Source organism: Vibrio sp. 10N.222.49.C9 (assembly GCF_041474985.1).
Lineage (GTDB): Bacteria > Pseudomonadota > Gammaproteobacteria > Enterobacterales > Vibrionaceae > Vibrio > Vibrio crassostreae_C.
Window position 1 is genome coordinate 1 of the sequence record NZ_JBFRVD010001071.1, and the last position, 293, is coordinate 293.

Genomic DNA, 293 nt, shown 5'->3' on the forward strand with positions numbered 1-293 from the left:
ATTTTTGCGTGCTTATTTAGACGCCAGTCACCTAAGCACCAACTAAACTGAAAGCTAATTGGACGCGTTCAGGTGTCCAACTTTCAACATGAGGCACACCAACCTCGCGAGCTCGCTTAATTGCCACCTCTGCAGAAATGTTCTTGTGAGCCTGGCGGCGAAAGAACACTAATGCTTCAGAGACTAATGCACCGTCTGGCGCAGGAGTCATGGACGCTCGCTTTGCACGAGACACTGCATGGCGAATCAATCCCGCTAGCACCTCCGCATCAAAGTTAGTGCCATAGTTAATC

At 49.8% G+C, this 293-nt stretch carries 1 protein-coding gene; it reads right to left on the reverse strand.

Annotated features, from left to right (window positions below; translation table 11 throughout):
• Positions 1-31: 31 nt before the first annotated feature.
• The coding region (locus AB4585_RS26935) for a hypothetical protein (RefSeq protein ID WP_372171799.1) at positions 32-293 on the reverse strand (262 nt) is incomplete at its 5' end.